Origin of the sequence: Cupriavidus necator (genome assembly GCF_040578825.1) — a bacterium.
Taxonomy (GTDB): domain Bacteria; phylum Pseudomonadota; class Gammaproteobacteria; order Burkholderiales; family Burkholderiaceae; genus Cupriavidus; species Cupriavidus necator_E.
The window spans coordinates 40,408-60,891 of sequence record NZ_JBEFLI010000004.1 but is presented as its reverse complement, the minus strand read 5'-3'; the positions used below and the strand labels follow the sequence as shown (position 1 = coordinate 60,891).

Annotated in this window: 17 protein-coding genes and 1 pseudogene; 17 read left to right on the top strand and 1 reads right to left on the bottom strand. The window is 65.3% G+C overall.

The features are described from left to right. The 9 genes and pseudogenes from AB1I47_RS03770 to AB1I47_RS03730 form a co-directional block, all read left to right on the top strand. Complete coding sequence (locus AB1I47_RS03770) at positions 1-2,196, top strand: indolepyruvate ferredoxin oxidoreductase subunit alpha (RefSeq protein WP_354682441.1); 2,196 nt, start codon at positions 1-3, stop codon at positions 2,194-2,196. A gap of 79 nt (positions 2,197-2,275) precedes the next feature. After that, the gene (locus tag AB1I47_RS03765) at positions 2,276-3,736 is read left to right on the top strand and encodes an indolepyruvate oxidoreductase subunit beta family protein (protein WP_407935796.1); all 1,461 of its coding nucleotides are present in this window, start codon (positions 2,276-2,278) and stop codon (positions 3,734-3,736) included. Between the two features lie 36 nt (positions 3,737-3,772). Beyond that, on the top strand, positions 3,773-4,228 hold the full coding sequence (locus AB1I47_RS03760) for an acyl-CoA thioesterase (RefSeq protein ID WP_354682439.1): 456 nt from the start codon (positions 3,773-3,775) through the stop codon (positions 4,226-4,228). Positions 4,229-4,288: 60 nt separating this feature from the next. Further along, positions 4,289-6,616 carry a bifunctional salicylyl-CoA 5-hydroxylase/oxidoreductase gene (locus AB1I47_RS03755; protein WP_354682438.1) on the top strand — a complete coding sequence of 776 codons (2,328 nt, stop codon included), beginning with the start codon at positions 4,289-4,291 and terminating at the stop codon, positions 6,614-6,616. Positions 6,617-6,658: 42 nt separating this feature from the next. Continuing rightward, on the top strand, positions 6,659-7,786 hold the full coding sequence (locus AB1I47_RS03750; protein WP_354682437.1) for a cupin domain-containing protein: 1,128 nt from the start codon (positions 6,659-6,661) through the stop codon (positions 7,784-7,786). A gap of 94 nt (positions 7,787-7,880) precedes the next feature. Then, positions 7,881-8,792: a fumarylacetoacetate hydrolase family protein gene (locus AB1I47_RS03745; RefSeq protein WP_354682436.1), complete on the top strand. Its 912-nt coding sequence runs from the start codon at positions 7,881-7,883 to the stop codon at positions 8,790-8,792. 52 nt (positions 8,793-8,844) lie between these two features. Then, positions 8,845-9,879 carry a carbon-nitrogen hydrolase family protein gene (locus AB1I47_RS03740; protein ID WP_354682435.1) on the top strand — a complete coding sequence of 345 codons (1,035 nt, stop codon included), beginning with the start codon at positions 8,845-8,847 and terminating at the stop codon, positions 9,877-9,879. Further along, entirely contained in the window at positions 9,880-10,650 is a 771-nt protein-coding gene (locus AB1I47_RS03735; protein ID WP_354682434.1) for a maleate cis-trans isomerase family protein, read from the top strand. A 21-nt stretch (positions 10,651-10,671) separates the two neighbouring features. Continuing rightward, positions 10,672-10,764: pseudogene (locus AB1I47_RS03730) on the top strand (flavin reductase family protein); the annotation flags it as partial. A 15-nt stretch (positions 10,765-10,779) separates the two neighbouring features. On the opposite strand, the gene AB1I47_RS03725 reads toward AB1I47_RS03730, so the two are convergent. Next, a complete protein-coding gene (locus tag AB1I47_RS03725) occupies positions 10,780-11,238 on the bottom strand; it encodes a MarR family winged helix-turn-helix transcriptional regulator (RefSeq protein WP_354682433.1) in 459 nt (152 codons plus the stop codon). Positions 11,239-11,571: 333 nt separating this feature from the next. On the opposite strand from AB1I47_RS03725, the gene AB1I47_RS03720 reads away from it, so the two are divergent. The 8 genes from AB1I47_RS03720 (at position 11,572) to AB1I47_RS03685 (ending at position 20,442) form a co-directional block, all read left to right on the top strand. Beyond that, complete coding sequence (locus tag AB1I47_RS03720) at positions 11,572-12,576, top strand: AraC family transcriptional regulator (protein WP_354682432.1); 1,005 nt, start codon at positions 11,572-11,574, stop codon at positions 12,574-12,576. A 286-nt stretch (positions 12,577-12,862) separates the two neighbouring features. Then, positions 12,863-13,651, top strand: a complete 789-nt coding sequence (locus tag AB1I47_RS03715; protein ID WP_354682431.1) for an SDR family oxidoreductase — start codon at positions 12,863-12,865, stop codon at positions 13,649-13,651. Between the two features lie 82 nt (positions 13,652-13,733). Next, complete coding sequence (locus AB1I47_RS03710) at positions 13,734-15,026, top strand: styrene monooxygenase/indole monooxygenase family protein (protein ID WP_354682528.1); 1,293 nt, start codon at positions 13,734-13,736, stop codon at positions 15,024-15,026. Between the two features lie 75 nt (positions 15,027-15,101). After that, positions 15,102-15,626, top strand: a complete 525-nt coding sequence (locus AB1I47_RS03705; RefSeq protein ID WP_354682430.1) for a flavin reductase family protein — start codon at positions 15,102-15,104, stop codon at positions 15,624-15,626. Between the two features lie 99 nt (positions 15,627-15,725). Continuing rightward, entirely contained in the window at positions 15,726-17,327 is a 1,602-nt protein-coding gene (locus tag AB1I47_RS03700; RefSeq protein ID WP_354682429.1) for a phytoene desaturase family protein, read from the top strand. 22 nt (positions 17,328-17,349) lie between these two features. After that, a complete protein-coding gene (locus tag AB1I47_RS03695; RefSeq protein WP_354682428.1) occupies positions 17,350-18,129 on the top strand; it encodes a cyclase family protein in 780 nt (259 codons plus the stop codon). Between the two features lie 44 nt (positions 18,130-18,173). Next, a complete protein-coding gene (locus AB1I47_RS03690; protein ID WP_354682427.1) occupies positions 18,174-19,118 on the top strand; it encodes a SphA family protein in 945 nt (314 codons plus the stop codon). An 82-nt stretch (positions 19,119-19,200) separates the two neighbouring features. Continuing rightward, positions 19,201-20,442: an adenylate/guanylate cyclase domain-containing protein gene (locus AB1I47_RS03685; RefSeq protein ID WP_354682426.1), complete on the top strand. Its 1,242-nt coding sequence runs from the start codon at positions 19,201-19,203 to the stop codon at positions 20,440-20,442. Positions 20,443-20,484 lie beyond the last annotated feature (42 nt).

Sequence of the window (20,484 nt, the reverse complement as noted above, 5' to 3'; positions counted from 1 at the left end):
ATGGCTGAGCGTTCGTTTGCCGAAGAAGTCAAGAAGTTGCGCCTCGGTTCCGGCGAGGTATTCAGCGGCGAGGGCATCCTCGCGGTCACCAAGGCGCTGCTGGAGTCCGGCGTCGCCTACGTCGCCGGCTACCAGGGCTCGCCGATCTCGCACCTGATGGACGTGCTGGCCGATGCGCAGGACATCCTTGCCGAGCATGGTATCCGCTTCGAGAACAGCGCGAGTGAAGCCACCGCGGCCGCGTCGCTTGCCGCCTCGGTCAACTACCCGCTGCGCGGCGCGGTCACGTTCAAGGCCACCGTGGGCACCAACGTGGCGTCGGACGCGCTGGCCAACCTGGCATCGGGCGGGGTTACCGGCGGCGCGCTGATCATCGTCGGCGAAGACTACGGCGAAGGTTCCTCGATCATGCAGGAGCGCAGCCACGCGTTCGCGATGAAGTCGCAGATGTGGCTGCTCGATCCGCGCCCCAACCTGCCGTGCATCGTGCAGGCGGTGAAGGACGGTTTTGACTTGTCCGAGGCGTCCAATACTCCGGTGATGCTGCAGCTGCGCGTGCGCTCGTGCCACGTACACGGCCAGTTCGTCGCTTCCGAGAACCGCCGCTCGAAGTTCTCCATCCAGGACGCGCTCGATAACCCCACGCGCGACCTCAGCCGCATCGTGCTGCCGCCGGCGAGCTTCGTGCACGAGCACGAGAAGATCAAGCAGCGCTGGCCCGCCGCCGTGAAGTTCATCGAGGAACGCCAGCTCAATGAGTTCTTCCAGGGCGAGATGGATGACATCGGCATCGCCGTGCAGGGCGGCAGCTACAACACGCTGATCCGCGCACTGGAGCAGCTCGGCCTGGCCGATGTGTTCGGCGAGTCGAAGATCCCGCTGTACGTGATGAACGTGGCCTACCCGCTGGTCGATTCGGAGTGGGAACGCTTCTGCGCGGGCAAGCGCGCCGTGCTGGTGCTGGAAGAAGGCCAGCCCAACTTTATCGAGCAGAACGCCGCCAACATCCTGCGCATGGCCGGCACCACCGCGGCGCTGCATGGCAAGGACCTGCTGCCGCTGGCCGGCGAGTACAACACCGCGACCCTGCTCAAGGGCTTGCGCGCCTTCCTGGAGCAGTACGGCAAGCTTGAACCGCTGCCTGAGCCGAAGCCGGCCCGCAAGGTGATCCCGCTGGTGCAGGCGCCGGCCGCCACCGTCGACGCCGTGGCTGCCGAGGTGCTGGAACCGCAGAAGCTGGTCGACGAGAGCGTGCATGCGCGCCCGCCCGGCTTCTGCACCGGCTGCCCGGAGCGCCCGATCTTCACCGCGATGAAGCTGGTCGAGCGCGAGATCGGCGAGCATCACGTCAGCGCCGATATCGGCTGCCACCTGTTCTCGATCCTGCCGCCGTTCAACCTGGGCAACACCACCATGGGCTACGGCCTGGGCAGCGCCAGCGCCGCGGCGCTGAACGCGCCCGGCGGCAAGCGCGCCATCTCCGTGATGGGCGACGGCGGCTTCTGGCACAACGGCCTGACCAGCGGCATCGCCAATGCGGTCTTCAACAAGAGCGATAACCTGACCATCGTGGTCGACAACAGCTACACGTCGGCCACCGGCGGGCAGGACATCCTGTCCTCGACCGCGCTGAACGACACCCGCAGCACCGGCCACGCCATCGAGGACGCGGTCAAGGGCGTGGGCGTCAAGTGGGTGCGCACCATCCGCCGCACCTATGACCTGAAGGCGATGAAGGCCACCCTCAAGGAAGCGCTGACCACTGGCGCCAAGGGCCCGAAGGTGCTGATCGCGCAGAGCGAATGCATGCTGAACAAGCAGCGCCGCGAGAAGCCGAAGACGCGCAAGGCGATCGCCGACGGCCAGCGCGTGGTGCGCGAGCGCTTTGGCGTGGATTCGGACACCTGCACCGGCGATCACTCGTGCATCCGGCTGTCCGGCTGCCCTTCGCTGACGATCAAGCCCAACCCGGACCCGCTGCGCACCGATCCGGTCGCCTCCGTGCTGGACAGTTGCGTGGGCTGCGGCCTGTGCGGCGAGGTGTCGCACGCTGCAGTGCTGTGCCCGTCGTTCTATCGCGCGCAGATCGTCACCAACCCGACCCGCATCGACAAGCTGCGCCAGCGCCTGCGCGATGGCGTGATCGGCTTCCTGCAGCGCCGCGATGCCGCGCGCCGCACCCGCCTTGCATTCTGAACACCAAGTTTCGAGAGGTTCAATCGTGAACGCATCCAACAACCTCAGCGCCAAACCGATCAAGGTCGCCATCCTGGCCATGGGCGGCGAAGGCGGCGGCGTGCTGGCCGACTGGATCGTGGATCTGGGCGAGCACAACGGCTATATCGCGCAAACGACGTCGGTCCCCGGCGTGGCACAGCGCACCGGCGCCACCATCTACTACGTCGAGCTGTTCCCGCGCGAGCTGGCCGAGCGGGCCGGCCGCCAGCCGGTGCTGGCGCTGATGCCCACCCCTGGCGATGTCGATGTGGTACTCGCTTCCGAACTGATGGAAGCCGGCCGCGCCGTGCAGCGCGGGCTGGTGACGCCGGAGCGCACCACGCTGGTGTCTTCCACCCACCGCGTGTATTCCATCGCGGAGAAATCCGCGATGGGCGATGGCCGCGTCGACAGCAACGAGCTGATCGCCCATGCCGGCAAGGCCGCCAAACGCTTTGTACGCTTTGACATGGCGCAGGCCGCCGAAGCCAGCGGCAGCGTCATCAGCGCCGTGCTGTTCGGCGCGCTGGCCGGCACCGGCGTGCTGCCGTTCAGCCGCGCGCAGTTCGAAGCCACCATCGAGCGCGGCGGCGTGGGCGTAAAGCCCAGCCTGCGCGCCTTCGGCGCGGCGTTCGCCACGGCCGAGGCCGCCGAGACGCCCGCCACGGAAGCCGCAAAGCCGCTGGGCGAACTCAAGCCGCAGGATCCCAGGGTTGCGCAGTTGCTGCATCGCGCCCGCGCCGAACAACCGGCCGAAAACTGGCCAGTCGTGGTCGAAGGCGTGCGCCGCATGATCGACTACCAGGACGTGGCCTATGCCGGCCTGTATCTGGATCGGCTGGCCGCCGTGCGCCAGGCCGTCGGCAAGGACGACAGCGCCCTGCTGCGCGAAACCGCGCGCCACCTGGCGCTGTGGATGTCGTACGAAGACACCATTCGCGTGGCCGACCTCAAGACCCGCGACTCGCGCTTCGCGCGGGTGCGGGGCGAGGTGCGCGCCGGCGACAAGCAATTGCTGGCGATCAACGAGTTCATGCACCCGCGCCTGGAAGAAATCTGCGAGACCTTGCCGGCCGGAATCGGCCGCTGGCTGATGCAGCCGCATTTCGTGCACCGCCTGGTGCGCCGCTTCACCACCTCCGGCCGCGTGGTCACCACCAGTTCGTTGCGCGGCTACCTGATGCTGTGGGCGGTCTCGCGCCTGCGCGGCATCCGCCGCAGCACGCTGCGCTATGCGCTGGAAACCGAGCGCATCGAAGGCTGGCTGGCCCAGGTACTGGCCGCCGCGCGCCTCAATCCAGCGCTGGCGCTGGAAGTGGTGCACTGCCAGCGGCTGGTGAAAGGCTACAGCGACACCCATGTGCGCGGCCTGACCAACTACCAGACCCTGATGAACGCCGTGATGCGGGCCGGTGCCCGCCTGGCCCCGGCCACGCTGCGCGAGTTGCGCGAGGCCGCGCTGGCCGACGAGCACGGCAAGAAGCTGAAGGAAGCCCTCGTCCGCCACGCGCTGGCGTGACCCACACGGGCCAACCCCTAGCAGGAACCGCAGACCATGAGCACTACGCATACCTTCCGGCGCCAGCACAAGATCCATTTCTCGGCATGCGATCCGGCCGGCATCGTCTTCTACCCGCAGTACTTCGTGCTGCTCAACGACCTCATCGAACGCTGGGTCGACACCCTGTTGCCGGATGGCTATCACGGCGTGATCGGCGCACGCCGGCTGGGCATGCCGACCGTGCACCTGGAGGTGGACTTCAAGGCGATCAGCCGCTTTGGCGACCAGGTCTGGCTGGAGCTGGAAGTGGTGCGGGTCGGCGGCAAGTCGATCACGCTGAACTGGCGCTGCACGGGCGCGGACGGCGAGCTGCGCATGTCGGCCATGCAGACCATCGTGATGACTTCGCTGGACACGCACCTGGCAATCCCGGTGCCCGCCGACCTGCGAGCCGCAATCGAGCGCGACCCTGCCTCCGCAGGCCGGCCGATTCCCGAAACCACCGTCTGAATGCCGACGTACCCGCTGCGGGTGCCGCAGGCTCCGCTAGTAACCTGATTGGAAGCAGCCATGAACATTGTATGTATCGGCGGTGGTCCCGCCGGCCTGTATTTCGGCCTGTTGATGAAACTGCAGGATCCCGCCAACAAAGTTGTGGTGGTGGAGCGCAACCGCCCCTATGACACCTTCGGCTGGGGCGTGGTGTTCTCCGACGCCACCCTGGGCAACCTGCGCGAGGCCGACCCGGTCTCGGCCGCAACCATTGGCGACGCGTTCAACCGCTGGGACGACGTTGAAGTTCACTTCAAGGGCCGTGCGGTGCGCAGCGGCGGCCATGGTTTTATCGGCATCGGCCGCAAACGGCTGCTGAATATCCTGCAGGCGCGCTGCGAGGAAGTGGGCGTGGAGCTGGTGTTCGAGACCAATGTCGAGGACGACCAGGCGATCGCGCGCAAGTACGGCGCCGACCTGGTGCTGGCTTCGGACGGCCTGAACAGCGTGGTGCGCAAGCGCTATGCCGACACGTTCCGCCCGGATATCGACACGCGCAAATGCCGTTTTGTCTGGCTGGGCACGAAGAAGGTGTTTGACGCCTTCAACTTTATCTTCGTGCCGACCGAGCACGGCTGGTTCCAGGCGCACGCCTACCGTTTTGAAGACGGCACGTCGACGTTCATCGTCGAGACCCCGGAAGAAACCTGGAAGGCCGCCGGCATCGACCAGATGAGCCAGGAAGAAGGCATCGCCTACTGCGAGAAGCTGTTCGCCCCGTACCTGGACGGCAACCCGCTGATCAGCAACGCTTCACACTTGCGCGGCTCGGCGATCTGGATCCAGTTCCCGCGCGTGATCTGCGAGAAGTGGGTGCACTGGAACACCCTGGCCGGCGACAACGGCGGTGAAAAGAAGGTACCGGTTGTGCTGATGGGGGATGCCGCTCACACCGCCCACTTTTCGATCGGCTCCGGCACCAAGCTGGCGCTGGAAGATGCCATCGAGCTGGCTCGCACGATCCAGCGTGTCGATGGTTCGCTGGCGGTCGCGCTGGAGCAATATGAGGCCGTTCGCTCCGTGGAAGTCCTGAAGATCCAGAACGCCGCGCGCAACTCGACCGAATGGTTTGAGAACGTCAAGCGATACGAAGGCCTGGAACCCGAGCAATTCGCCTACTCGCTGCTGACCCGTTCGCAGCGGATTTCGCACGAGAACTTGCGCATGCGGGACAAGGCCTGGCTGGAAGGCTACGAATCCTGGTTGGCCGAGCGCGCCGGCACTGACGCCGCAGCCGTGCCCCCGATGCTGACGCCATACACCGTGCGCGGCGTGGAACTGAAGAACCGAGTGCTGGTATCGCCCACCGCCCTGTATTCCTGCGAGAACGGCGTGCCGGGCAGCTTCCACCTGGTTCACCTTGGCAGCCGCGCACTGGGCGGCGCCGGCCTGGTGATGGTGGAAATGACGGCGGTGTCGCCGGACGGCCGCATCACGCCGGGTTGCCCAGGTTTGTGGAACGACCAGCAGGCGGCGGCGTTTGCCGGCATCGTCGGTTTCGTGCACGAGCACACCAGCGCGCGCATCGGCGTGCAGATCGGCCACGCCGGCCGCCGTGGCTCGACGCAGCTGGGCTGGCAGCAGACGGACCACCCGCTGGCCGAGGGCAACTGGCCGTTGATCGCTGCCTCCGCGCTGCCCTACCTGCCGGGAATCTCGCAATCGCCGCGGGCCATGACCCGCGACGACATGGAGCACGTGCGGGATGACTTCGTCGCGGCCACCCGGCGTGCCGCGGCGGCGGGGTTCGACTGGCTGGCGTTGCAGGCCGGCCATGGCTACCTGTTGTCCAGCTTCATCTCGCCCCTGACCAATCGGCGTACCGACGACTACGGCGGCACGCTGGAACAACGCATGGCCTTCCCGCTGGAAGTGCTGCACGCGGTGCGTGCAGCGTGGCCGCAGGACAAGCCGGTGTCGGTGCGCATTTCTGCCACTGACTGGGTCGAGGGCGGGAACAGCGCCGACGACGCGGTGGCCATGGCACGCCTGCTCAAGGCAGCCGGTGCGGACGTGATCGACTGCTCTTCGGGGGAAGTCAGCCCCGACCAGAAGCCGGTGTACGGACGCATGTTCCAGACTCCCTTCGCCGACCGCGTGCGCAACGAGGCGGGCGTGCCGACGATCGCCGTCGGCGCCATTACCGAAGCCGACCAGGTCAACGGGATCATCGCATCTGGCCGTGCCGACCTGTGCGCCATCTCGCGTCCGCACCTGGCCGACCCGTCCTGGTTGCTGCGCGAAACCGCGAAGCTTGGCTACCGCCGCGTCGAATGGCCTAAGCAATACCTGCTGGCCAAGGACCAGCTTGAGCGCAACCTCGGGCGCGCTGCCGCGGGAGCCTGAGGGCTTGCCGGCAGAGGCAAGAACTTACCGGAGAGGAAGACGATGTCGAATACCTCATATGACACCTACCGCGAAAACGTAGCCGGCCGCGCCGACGTGGAAGACACGCCCGAGCTGGTTGCCTACTACAAGGAGCTCGACGCGCTCAAGACCGGCGCGCTCTGGACCGTGGCCAACAAGATCGAGCCGTGGCAGCCGAAGTCCGAGTCGGTGCCGGTGCTGTGGCGCTACCGCGACCTGCGTGACCACGTGCTGCGTTCAGTCGACCTGGTAACGCCGGAGAAGGCCGGGCGCCGCGTGATCTACCTGAACAACCCGGGCCGCCAGGACGTTTCGGCAGCGGTGGGCTGGCTCTACTCTGGCCTGCAGGTGATGCATCCCGGCGAGGCCGCGTCCGCGCACGCGCACTCGTCGTCGGCGCTGCGCTTCATCATGGAAGGCAGCGGCGCCTACACCATCGTCGACGGCCACAAGATGACGCTGAACGCCAACGATTTCGTGCTCACGCCCAATGGCACCTGGCACGAGCATGGCGTGGCGGCCGAAGGCACTACCTGCATCTGGCAGGACGGCCTGGACATTCCGCTGGTCAACGCCATGGAAGCCGGCTTCTACGCTGTACACCCGGACCTGCAGCAGGCTGTCACGCATCCGGTGGACGACATGCCGGCGATCTGGGGCGGCAAGGGCCTGCGCCCGCACGAGGGCAACTGGAGCAAGCCGTATTCGCCGCTCTACAAGTACGAATGGGCTCCCACCTACGAGGCGCTGGTGCGCCACAGCAAGGTCACCGACGGCAGCCCGTTCGACGGCGTGCTGATGCACTACGTCAATCCGGTCACCGGCGGCCCGGTGATGCCGACCCTCGGCGCCAGCATGCAGCTGCTGCGTCCGGGCGAAGCCACCCGGGCCCACCGTCATACCGGCAGTTTTATCTACCAGGTAGCCAAGGGCAGCGGCTACTCGGTCATCAACGGCCAGCGCTTCGACTGGACCGAGCGCGACATCTTCTGCGTACCGTCGTGGGCTTTCCATGAGCACGCGAACGGGTCGGCCAGCGATAACGCCGTGCTGTTCTGCTTCAACGACCTGCCCGTGATGCATTCGCTGGGGCTTTACCGCGAGCAAGCGCTGGCGGAAAACGGCGGGCATCAGGTGGTCATCGCCTGACGGGTCGCTCCCCTCTCCCATGCAATGGGAGCGGGCAGCAAGACATCCCACTTATGCAGCCGCGAGCACGCGGCATTTTCGGAGTTATCAAACCATGCGTCTCGTAACCTATCGCGCTGAAGTCGCCGCCGCCGCCCGCCTGGGTGCCATCGTCGACGGCAATGTCGTTGACCTCGCCCGCTTCGGCGCCGCCGTCGGCGTGAACATTCCCTCCACCATGCTCGAGTTCATCGACCTGGGCCCCGAGGCAGTCCGCTCGACCAGCGCGCTGCTGAACGAATATCGCGGCAAGCTGCCGTTTGGCGTGGCCGTGCCGGCCTCGAACGTCAAGCTGCTGGCGCCGATCCCGCGCCCGCGCAAGAACATCTGGGGCATCGGCCTGAACTACGTCGAGCACGTCGCCGAATCCAGCCGCAGCCTGGACACCTCGAAGGAACTGCCGAAGGAGCCGGTGATCTTCTCCAAGCCGCCCACCACCGTGATCGGCCCGGGCGACGCCATCGAGCACAACAGGGAAATCACGCAGCAGATGGACTGGGAGGTCGAGCTGGCCGTCATCATCGGCACGCGCGGCAAGGGTGTGAAGGAGGCCGACGCGCTCAACTACGTGTTCGGCTACAGCGTGATGATCGACATCTCGGCGCGCGACTGCCGCCGCGCCGGCCAGTGGATCTACTCCAAGGGCCAGGACACCTATGCCCCGTTCGGCCCGGTCATCGTCACCGCCGACGAAATCGCCGACCCGCACACGCTGGACCTGTCGCTGACCGTCAACGGCGTGACCAAGCAGAGCTCCAACACCCGCCACATGCTGTTCAAGGTGCCGGCGCTGATCGCGGACATCAGCAAGGGCATGGCGCTGGAACCCGGCGACATCATCGCCACCGGCACGCCCGACGGCGTGGGCGCGGGCCGCACCCCGCAGGAGTGGCTGTGGCCGGGCGACACCGTGGTGGCCACGGTGGAAGGCATCGGCGAGCTGCGCCACCCGGTGGTGGCCGTCTAAACCCCGTCGTCCCCGCGCAAGCGGGGATGACCGCTGCAAGCGAGGCACACACATGCTCAACCTGCCCAAGTTCAAGGCCGCGGCCGTACAGGCCGCTCCCGTCTTCCTCGATGCCGATGCCACGGTCGACAAGGTCTGCCGCCTGATCAAAGAGGCCGCCGACAACGGCGCCAGCCTGGTCGCCTTCCCCGAGGCATTCGTGGCCGGCTACCCTTACTGGAGCTGGCTGACCAACCCGGTCGACGCCAGCCCCTGGTTCGAGCGGCTGGTCAAGGCTTCCATCGAGATCCCCGGTCCGGAAATCCGCAAGATCGCGCAGGCGGCGCAGGCCAACCACATCAACGTAATCGTCGGCGTGAACGAACGCAGCCGCACCGGCGTCGGCACCCTCTTCAATACGCTGGTGACCATCAGCGACGAAGGCCGCATCCTGGGCCGCCACCGCAAGCTGGTGCCCACCTGGGCCGAGAAGCTGACCTGGGCCAACGGCGACGCCTCGGCACTGCGCGTGCACCAGACCAGCGTCGGCCCGCTCGGCTCGCTGGCCTGCGGCGAGAACACCAACACGCTGGCGCGCTTCTCGCTGCTGTCGCAGGGGGAGCTGATGCACGTGGCCAGCTACATCGCGCTGCCGGTGGCCCCGGCCGACTACGACATGGCCGAGGCGATCAAGGTGCGCGCCGCCGCCCACTGCTTCGAGGGCAAGGTGTTCACCGCGGTGTCTTGCTCGACCGTGTCGGAGGAGATCATCGAGGCCATGAGCCCGCTGAACCCCAAGGCGCGCGAGCTGCTGTCGCGCCGCAACAGCGCCTTCTCCGGCTTCCTGGGCCCGGACGGCCGCGTGATCGGCGAGCCGCTGATCGACGCGGAAGGCATCGTCTACGCCGACATCGACCTGTCGCGCTGCATCCGGCCGCGCCAGATGCACGACATCACCGGCCACTACAACCGCTTCGACATCTTCGACCTGCGCGTCGACCGCCGCCCGCTGCAACCCGCCCAGTTCATGGACGGCGCCGGCCAGGCCTTCGACCTCGACGCCGAGCAAGCGGAACTCAACGCGTTCGACCTTTCCGAGAGCAAGTAAATGTCTTTCCTGCTGACGCCCCAGAAGCCGCTGCGCATCGGGCAGATCGTGCCGTCCTCCAATACCACCATGGAGACGGAAATCCCCGCCATGTTGCGCGAGCGCGAGAAGGACTTCGCCGAGCGCTTCACCTTCCACTCCAGCCGCATGCGCATGAAGAAGGTGGTGAAGGAGGAGCTGGAGGCGATGGACCGTGACAGCGACCGCTGTGCCATCGAGCTGTCCGACGCACGCGTGGACGTGCTGGGCTACGCCTGCCTGGTGGCCATCATGAGCATGGGCAAGGGCTATCACCGCGTCTCCGAGGCGCGCCTGACGCAGCGCACCGTCGACAACGGCAACCCGGCGCCGGTGGTGACCAGCGCCGGGGCGCTGGTGGACGGCCTGCACGCCATGGGCGCGAAGCGCGTCTCGGTGGTGTGTCCGTACATGAAGCCGCTGACGAAGATGGTGGTCGACTACATCGAGAGCGAAGGCATCGAGGTCAAGGACTACACCGCGCTGCAGATCCCCGACAACCTGCAGGTCGCCGCGCAGGATCCGGCCAACCTGCTGGAGATCTACAAGCGCATCGACACCACCGGCGTCGACGCCATCGTGCTGTCGGCCTGCGTGCAGATGCAGTCGCTGCCGTCGATCCAGAAGGTGCAGGACGAGTCGGGTATCCCGACCGTATCGGCCGCCGTGGCCACCACCTGGCAGATGCTGCGCAAGCTGGACCTGCGCACCGAGGTCGCCGGTTGCGGCGAGCTGCTGAGCGGCAAGTACTGAGCGCCATCCCACGCCGCCGCCGCCGCCGCCCGCCCCATCCTGCGCGGCGGCGGCCCGGCCGACTACTACGAGGTCAGCAGGTCGGCGCTGTTCCAGATGCGGCGGCCGGCCTGAGGAACGGCCCTGTCCTCAGTTGGCAGGGCGGTGCAGGTGGATCAGCAGCTTCAGCGTGGCGCGCAGTTCGTCGGCCTTTTTCTTGCCGAGCGGCGCCAGCACGTGGTCCTCGTGGGCACGAGCCTGTGCGATCAGGCCGGAGGTCAGTTTCTGTCCGCGCGGCGTGATGCGCACCAGCGTGATGCGCCGGTCGGTCTCGTGCGGGATGCGCTTGACGTAGCCCTGCGCTTCCATGCGGTCGAGCAGGCGCGTCACGGTGGGCTGCTTGGTCACCGAGATCTGCGCCAGTTCCCCGATGCTGATTGGCTTGCCACCGGACAGCGTGGACAGGACGCGCCAGTCAGAGATGGTGAAGCCGTTGGCCTGCACGATCACGTGGAATTCCCCCGAGATCAGCTGGCTGGCCTGGGCCAGCAAGGCAGGAGTGTAGTTGTCGACGAAATCGTCGTCGGCGGTGTCAATGGGCAGGGTCATGCGGTCCGGTCAGGGAAACGGCCTCATAGGTTGCGACGGCGGGACAAATTCGTCCCTCTGCTGGGGGCGCATATGGACAAGCACTTGGCAACGCCATGATTGAGATCTGGAGCAAGGTAGGACAAGCAAGGACGGCTCGCCGTGTGGCGCAATTCTTGCTGGTGGAAGCACCACTAAGTATAAAGTAATTGACTTGTGCGGCCTTTCCCGCCGCGCAGGCGAGCACAAGACAAGCTGCAATGCTGCAGGAGCGAGAGTATGCAGACTGGCCCCCATTCCCCTGCCGACATACCGCCTTCCCCGGAGAGTGATGACTTCTGCGCCCCCCGAGGCATGCTGGCGAACTACGGCTTTTTCCGCTCAGAGGATGTAGAGGAAGCCCAGGGCAAGGTCGCAGCGGTTTTTTGCCCCCACGAGCTACGCGTGGTCGGCGCACTGCAGCAGTTGCACGTCCAGCACAACATGGTGCGGCTGCAGGAGACCGCTATCAACTTCCTGGCCTACGGCGCTCACGTAGAAATAGATCCCGGCTGCCTGGGGCATTTTTATCTCGCGCAGATTCCCGTAGCGGGCCATGCGGAAATCCAGTGTGGAAAGCAGCAGATACTCTCTGATGTCAGCACGGCCAGCCTGCTGAGCCCCGATACCCCAACGCGGATGCACTGGCATCAGGATTGTGCGCAAGTACTGCTCTGGATCCAGAGGGACGCGATCGAACAACGCTTCGCATTGCTGACCGGGCGCGATCCCGGCGGATCCCTTTCATTCGATCCGGCGCTACCTCAGCACGCGGGGCTTTCGAGCCCATGGAGCCAAGCCGTACTCGACCTTGCGCGGAATATCGATCGGCATGGCACCAGCTGGCTCCAGTACCCGGCAGCGGTGTCGTCGATGGAGGACTACCTGTTGAGGACGCTGCTGCTGCTTCAGCCGCACAACTACACCTACCTGCTTGCGCGCAACGCCGAGCCGGCCCGGCCCCGGCATATGCAGCGCGTGATCGATTATGTCCAAACGCATGCAGACACACCGCTGACCGTCGCCGATCTGGCGCAAGTCGCCTGTGTGAGCATCCGGGCGCTGGAGGAAGGCTTCCGCCGCCATCTCAATACCACACCGATCGGATATCTGCGGGATGTCAGGCTGGACTGCGTGCGCCAGGCGCTGATTGCCGCCGCCGGCGCAGAGCAGGCCTCCATCACGGATATTGCATATCGCTTTGGCTTTACGCATCTCGGCCGGTTTGCGGCTCACTACAAGAAGCGATTCGGCGTGTCTCCGTCGACGACCCTGCGCAGCGGCGCGGCAGAGCGCCAGGTCAGCGGCTCCGGCCGTTGAAACCGGTGGGCTTCCCGGCCGCTGAAGTCTTGTTTCACTGTTCTGCAGTCGTTGATACAACAACGCCAGTCCGCGCTCGCGCCTGCATGGATCTCTGCACGCCTGCCCTCGGGCACGGCTGCCATCCGCCCTTTCCTGACTCCACCGCCTCCTTCTCCCGGCCTGCCAGCGACGGCTCGTTATCTGGATATTGGCCGGCGGATTGTGGATAGCAGCGTCATCACCGCTACACCAAACTATGTTGCACACGGCTGCGTGCAAGCCAGTACAACAAGTGGAGACGGACATGCAAGGAATCGAAGGCAAGACGGCAATCGTGACCGGGGGTGCGACGATGATTGGCGAGGCAGTGGTGTCAGCGCTGATCTCGTCAGGCGCTAACGTCGTTGTCGTTGACATCGATGAACAAGGCGCCCGCCAGGTTGTGGAACGCCATCCGGCGCGCTGCCGCTATTTCGCCGTGGACGTGACGAGCGATAGCGACATCGCTGCCTGTGTCGCCGGCACGATCGATGCCTTCGGCGGCATCGACCTGCTCGTCAACTGCGCCTGCACGTATGTGGACAACGGTGCCGATTCCACTCGCGAGCAATGGCTTGAGTCCTACAACGTCAATGTCGTCGGCGCGGCGATGATGCTGAAGGCATGCGTGCCGGAGATGAAAAAGCGCGGCGGCGGAGCGGTCGTCAACTTCGCCTCGATCTCCGCCGGCGTGGCGCAGTCCGGCCGCTGGCTGTACCCGATTACCAAAGCGGCGATGCAGCAGTTCACCCGCAGCGCGGCGCTGGACCTGGCCCCCGACAACATCCGCGTGAACTCAGTCTCGCCAGGATGGACATGGTCGTCGGTCATCAGCGCCCTCAGCGGTGGCGACAAGGCAAAAGCCGACAGCGTTGCCGCGGACTTCCACCCGCTCGGGCGTCTCGGCAAACCCGAGGAAGTCGCGCAAGTGGTCCTCTTTCTGCTGTCCGATGCTTCGGCCTTCGTCACCGGCGCTGACTACGCCTGCGACGGCGGCTATGGCGCCCTGGGCCCCGAGGGCCGGCAAGCCGCCATCCACCGGCTCACAGCTTAAACGCTGCCCCCCGAAGCGGGCACAGGCAGCCAGACTTGCCGACGCCTGCGCCAAACAAGACATTCCCCCACCGGAGAGACACATGACAACCCCTCCCATTGCCAGGATCACGCCCCGAAAGATCGCCATTGTCGGCGCAGGCCAGGCAGGCCTGTTGCTCGGATGCGCCTTGCTGCAACAAGGCTACGAAGTCACGCTCGTGACAAACCGCACGGCGGAGGAAGTCTGGAGCGGCAAGGTCATGTCCTCGCAGTGCATCTTCGACCAGTCCCTCCAGATCGAGCGCAACTGGGGCATGAATCAATGGGAATCGCTGTGCCCCACTGTTGACGGCATCGGCCTCACCATCCCCACGGCAGATGGCAAGGGCGAGATGGCCATCCATTGGCGCGCCCGCCTGAATGCCTATGCGCAGTCGGTGGACCAGCGCGTCAAGATGCCCGGCTGGATGGCTGAATTCGAACGTCGCGGCGGAACGTTGCGGATTGAGAACGTCGAGATTGCCGAGCTTGAAGCGTTGTCCGAAAGCCATGACCTGGTTTTGCTGGCAGGCGGCAAGGGGGAGATCGTCAACCTGCTGACCCGCAACGATGCGCGCTCGCCCGTGCGCCAGCCGCAGCGCCAGCTGGCGCTGGCCTACGTGACCGGCATGCAGCGCAGCGGCTCTTTTGAGTGCGTCAATTTCAACCTGATTCCCGGTGTCGGCGAATACTTCGTGTTTCCGGCCCTGACCACCAAAGGCGGCAGTGACACGCAGGCCTGCGACATCATGGTTTTCGAAGCCATCCCGGGCGGCCCGATGGACCGCTGGGCCGACGTCAGGTCCGCCGACGAGCATCTGGACGTCTGCCTGGGCGTCCTGCGGGACTACCTTCCCTGGGAAAGCGAACGCTGCGCCAGCGTGCAGCTGACCGATGCCAACGGCATTCTGAGCGGGCGCGTCACGCCGACCGTGCGCAACCCCACGCTCAGCCTGCCCTCCGGCCGGCTGGTGATGGGGCTGGGCGACGCCGTCATGGTCAACGATCCGATCACCGGCCAGGGCTCGAACAACGCCACCAAGGGCGCCCTTCACTACTTCGAAGCCATCCTCAGCCATGGCGACAGGCCTTTCGACCAGGCATGGATGCAGAAAACCTTCGACGGCCTTTATGAAGGCTATGCGGAGCCGGTCATCCGCTGGACCAACTCGCTGCTGTTTCCGCCCCCCGACCACATCGTCAAGCTCCTGGCCACCGCGCAGCACGCACCGCGTATCGCCCAGCGCATCGCCAACGGCTTCAACGATCCGCGCGACTACGGCAGCTACTGGTTCAACGAGGAAGCCACGGAAGCCTGGATCGCGCAAGAGTCGTCCCAGTCCCGGGCCGCCTGAGACAGCACCACAGCCACACGAAAACAAGCCGCCTCTCACCCGATGCCCGGGTGAAGCAGGCCACAGGAGACAGCCATGACCGACGCACGCGAGTTTCGAAATGCCCTCGGCCGGTTTGCCACGGGCGTAACCATTGTCACGACCCGCACCCCCGACGGAGAGCCCTGGGGCGTGACCGTCAATAGTTTCAGTTCGGTCTCGCTGGAGCCTCGCCTGGTGCTGTGGAGCCTCGCAAAAAAGTCCTACAGCCTCGAGGCATTCCAGACGGCCGGCAGCTTCGTGATCCACGTCCTGGCGGCAGACCAGGAACACGTCTCCAACCGCTTTGCCCGCGGCGCTGACAGCAAGTTCGTTGGCGTCCCGTGCACGGACGGCATCGATGGCTCACCCGTGCTGACAGGATGCGCTGCGGTCTTCCAATGCCGGAACACGCAGCAGTATGACGGCGGTGACCACGTCATCTTCATTGGCGAAGTCGAGCGCTACGACACGTCGGACCGCGAAGCGCTGCTCTTCTACAAGGGCAGCTATGCCCGGCCCGCCAATGAGCTCGCCGATCTCGGCGGCCTGAGCCGCAGCGAATACCGCGCCGCGACCTGATTCCGGTACCGCCGGCGGCCAGGCGTCGATGGCGTGGCATGCCAGCGCCTGGCTCCTCCCCTCCCCTCCCTCCTCTCATCCTTGCCCCCGGGATACGCCATGAGTACGTATGACGCCGTCATTGTCGGCAGTGGTATCAATTCGCTCGTCTGCGCTGCCGTCCTCGCCAGGCGCGGCAAGCGCGTCTGCGTGCTGGAACGCAGCAGCACCCTGGGCGGATGCATTCGCACCGAGGTCTTGAACGCCCCCGGCTTTCTGCACGATACGTTGGCCACGGCACACCCGCTGTTTGTCACGTCGCCCGGCTACGCCGAACTGAAGGAAGATCTCCATCACGCGGGACTCAGCTATGGCAACAACGACACGCCCACCGGTGTCCTGTTGCCCGACAACCGTTCGCTGATCCTGAGCACCTCGCGCGAGCGCAACGTCAGCGCCTTCAATGCCCTGGCGGACGGCGACGGCGATGCCTATCTGGCCGCCATGCAGGAGGTCGAGCAGAATGCCGGCCTGGTGTTCTCGCTGCTCGGCAACGAACTGTGGAGTGCCGGCGTCGCAAAGACCGTGGCCGGCCGTCTGTGGAAGCAGGGCGTGCACGACACGGTTGCCTTCTTCTCCCCTGCCCTGATGAGTTGCCGCAGCTGGCTGGAGACGCGGGTCAGGTCCGACCTGGTCCGGGCGCTGCTGGCACCCTGGGTCTTGCATACCGGCCTCGGCCCTGAAAGCGCCATGTCCGCCCTGATGGGGAAAGTGGTCGCGTTCACGCTGGAAGCGGTGGGGCTGCCGATCGTCCAGGGCGGCAACGCCCGCACCGTCGATGCATTCCGCCGGATCGTGGAGAGCCGGGGCGGTGCCTTCCATGTCAATGCCCACGTCGAAGACATCCTGGTCGAAGGCGGCTCGGCGCGTGGCGTGCGGACGCGGGACGACCGGGTATTCCTGGGCAAGGAAGTCATCTGCAACGTCACGCCCGGACAGCTCTACGGCAAGCTGCTGGCCCCGGTGCACGTTCCGCCAGGGCTGCGCCGGCAGGCGCAGGAGTACCGCTATGGCAAGGGCAACATGCAGATCCACCTGTCGCTGTCCGCCCCACCGGACTGGCCCCAGGGCCATCTCAGGGACGTCATCTACCTGCACCTCACCTCAGGACTGGATGGCGTCTCCAAGGCTGTCAGCGAAGCGGAGCGAGGCCTGCTTCCGGCCGAAGGCACGATTTGCGTCGCCCAGCCCTGCGCAGTCGATCCGTCTCGCAGTCCGGCCGGTGGCTGGGTACTCTGGATCCAGGTCCCCGAGTGCCCGCGGCAGATCAAGGGCGATGCGCTGGGTGAAATCGCGGCGCCCGCGGACGGCCGCTGGACCGTGGAACTCAGGGAGCGCTACGCCGACCGGATCATCGACCGCATTGCGCGCCAGGTCCCCAATTTGAAGGCGAGCATCGTCGGACGGACGGTGCTGTCGCCGGCCGACCTCGAGGCGATGAACATCAATCTCGTCGGCGGCGATCCCTATTCCGGCGAATGCAGCATCGATCAGTTCATGTTCTGGCGCCCGGTCCCGGGCGTCAAGGATCACGCAACGCCGGTCAGGCATCTCCACCATATCGGCGCCTCCACCCATCCGGGGCCGGGCCTCGGCGGCACGTCCGGATACCACGTCGCCAATGCGCTCGCGAGGAAGCGGGCGAAATCCATCTCAAAGTGAAATCACCTGACGGGAAACAACCATGAGCCACAGCCTCGCCCAGTTTGCAGCAGACCTGCTGTCCGGCCGCATCCGAGTGATCGACCTGACGCAGACCCTGAGCGCCGATTTTCCGACCATCCCGCTCCCGCCCGAGCTGGGCCAGACCTGGCCCTTCCGGCTGGAGACCATCTCCCGCTATGACGAGCGCGGCCCGGGCTGGTACTGGAACAACTTCTCGTGCGGCGAGCATACCGGCACCCATTTCGACGCGCCCGTCCATTGGATATCCGGCAAAGACCAGCCAGACAATACGACCGACACCATTCCGGTTGAGAACTTCCTGGCCCCCGCGTGTGTCATCGACTGCTCCAGGGAAGCGGCGGAAGATCCGGACTTCCTGCTCACTGTCGACGTCGTCAAGGCATGGGAAGGCCGGCATGGGCGAATCCCGGCCCGGTCCTGGGTGCTGATGCGTACCGACTGGTCGAAGCGCACCGGCGCCGACGCGTATCTGAATGCACGCGAAGACGGCATGCATACGCCGGGCCCCGATCGCGATGTGGTCCAGTGGATGATCGATGAGCGCGATGTCCATGGTTTTGGCGTTGAGGCCATCGGCACAGACGCGGGCCAGTCCTATGGCTGGGAGCTGCCATTCCCGTGCCATTACCTGATGCATGGCAACAACCGCTATGGCCTGCAATGCCTGACCAACCTCGACCAGCTCCCGCCTCAGGGTTCGGTGATTGTCGCGGCCCCGCTGAAGATCAAGGATGGCTCGGGCAGTCCGCTACGTGTCCTCGCATTGATTCCTGGCTGATCCGCCATCGATTCCAACAACCATCAATGGGGGGAAGAGACGAAGTGAAGAAACGAGCCATCGCGGCCATGCTGGCCGGATTTTTTACGCTAGCCGGCGATCATGTCTTCGCCAAGGAAGGCGCCGATCAATATCCAAACGGCGCCGAGGGCTGGCTGGCGGGAGCGTTACCGCCGCCGGGCACATACTTCCTGAACTACCTTGGCTATTACGGAGGCAAGCTCAAGGACGGCAATGGCGATAACGCCAGCATCGGAGGGAGTCCAGCAAAGGCCGATGCCTGGTTTGATGCGCTGCGTCTGGTCAAGGTCACGGACCTCACGCTCTTTGGTGCGAGCTGGGGCATGCAGGCAATCGTCCCGCTAGTCTATCAGTCGATGAATTTCCCGCAGATGGGCGGGCGTCGCAGCGCGACCGGTGTGGGGGATATCACGATTGACCCGATTGTCCTGGGCTGGCATGGCGCCAACTGGCATGTCACCACGGGCCTGGACATCTACGTGCCCACGGGGCAGTACGACCAGAACGACCCCAGGGCCAGCATCGGCACGAACTACTGGAGCGTTGAGCCCGTTGCCGCATTCACCTGGCTGGGCCAGGGCGGCTGGGAGGTCTCCGCCAAGTTCATGTACAACATCAAGGGCAAGAACAAGGACGCCAGCTTCGGTGGCATGGCCGGGAGCTATCGGTCCGGCCAGGAATTGCACATCGATTATGCCGTCGGCAAGCATTCCGGCCCGTGGATTGTCGGCTTGAGTGGCTACTATCTGAAGCAGGTCACGGACGACAAATTCAACGGGGCCGTGGTACCGGAACTGCCTGGCGTCTGGGGCCGGGGCCGACGCGGCGAGGTGCTTGCAATCGGTCCAAGTGTGTCTTATACGAATTCCAAGGGGACCAGCTTCATCGCCCAATGGCACCACGAGGCCTATGCAAAGAACCGGTTTGGCGGCGACAAGCTATGGTTCAAGGTGGTGACGGCCTTCTGACGAAACGAGGCCGCGCGGGTCGCGGGTCCGCCTCCATGTGACGCCGGCTGTGCCCCCATTTCCGTTAGCCAGGAGGTGAAGCATGGCTTCCATCAGCCGCGTTCTGTTCTCTGACACCGCGCAGCTCCAGGTGGGCGATGTCACGCTTTCCGCGAGCGATGATTACCAGACCCAGCGCGACAAGCTCGCGCGCATCATGCTGGACGCGATGTACCAGTTCGTCGGCCTGCTGGATGTGCATGGCACGATGCTCGAGATTAACCGGGCCGCGCTGGATGCAATAGGCATACGGATGGACGACATTCGGGGGAAGCCGTTCTGGGAGGCCCGCTGGTGGGTCGTCTCGCCGGAGACCCAGGCGCTGCTGCGGGAACTGATCCAGCGCGCAAGCCAGGGCGAATTTGTCCGTTGCGACTTCGAAAACTACGGCCGGGCCGCGGGCGCGGAGATCATCATTGTCGATTTCTCGCTGCTGCCGATCAGGGATTCGAACGGAAACGTCGTCTTCCTGCTGCCGGAAGGCCGCAATATCACCGAGAAGAAGCGTGCCGAGGCCGCATTGGCGCGGAAGAACGAGGAACTGCAGGCAAGCTGGGAATTAATCCGCCGCCAGCGCGACGAGCTCCAGAGCCTCTATGAGAGGATCCTCGCCGAGCAGAAATTGTCGGAGCGGCTGCTGCTCAATCTGCTGCCCTACCCGATCGCCGAACGGCTGAAAGCGCGCCCTGACCTGATCGCCAGCGGCGTTCCGGAACTCATTGCCGACAGCTTTCCGGACGTGACGGTGCTGTTCGCGGACATCGTGCAATTCACGCGTTTTTCAGCGGGCATGAGTCCCGAGCAGCTGGTTGCCGTCCTCAATGAGATCTTCACCGACTTCGACACCATTGCCGACTATCGCGGCCTCGAGAAGATCAAGACCATCGGCGACGCCTACATGGCAGCCGCGGGGCTGCCGGAGCCGGCGCCTGACCACGCGGTGCGGGCCGCGCAGATGGCGTTGGACATGACAGACGCGCTCACACACTTCAACCAGCGCACCGGATTCAACCTGCAGATGCGCATCGGCATCAACAGCGGGCCGGTGGTCGCCGGCGTCATCGGCAAGCGCAAGTTCATCTACGACTTGTGGGGTGCGGCGGTCAACACCGCCAGCCGCATGGAATCCCACGGCGTGGCCGGACGGGTGCAGGTCACCGATGCAACCAGGCGCCTGCTGGGTGAGTCGTTCCAATTCGAAGAGCGCGGCTCGATCGAAGCAAAGGGGATAGGCGCGCTGCACACCTGGTTTCTGACGGGCCGCAGCGATGCACTACCTGCGTAATGCGCTCTTGTCCGACTGCCGGGCTTCTCGCCATCCGTGAGC